This window comes from Alkalicoccobacillus porphyridii (assembly GCF_007293315.1).
Classification (GTDB): Bacteria; Bacillota; Bacilli; order Bacillales; family Bacillaceae_D; genus Alkalicoccobacillus; species Alkalicoccobacillus porphyridii.
Map to the genome: position 1 here is coordinate 1 of NZ_VLXZ01000256.1, position 264 is coordinate 264.

A 264-nucleotide genomic window follows, 5' to 3' on the forward strand; every position below is an offset into this window, starting at 1 on the left:
GGTTTACTGAAGGCGATCTCCATCTTGCTATTCGCGCATCATGCAGTATTCCAGGACTCATGGCACCTGTTGCACATAACGGCTACTGGCTGGTTGATGGAGCAGTCGTTAACCCAATTCCTATTTCCCTCACGCGTGCATTGGGGGCTGATATTGTGATAGCGGTTGACCTGCAGCACGATGCTCATTTGATGCAACAAGATTTGCTCTCCTTTAATGTCAGTGAAGAAAATAGCGAGAATGGTGATTCTCTGCCGTGGCATG

General features: G+C 48.5%; 1 protein-coding gene. It reads left to right on the forward strand.

Going from position 1 to position 264, the window contains the following annotated elements:
• Positions 1-264 (forward strand): patatin-like phospholipase family protein (locus FN960_RS24240; RefSeq protein ID WP_185971155.1); only part of this gene is annotated, 264 nt, incomplete at both ends.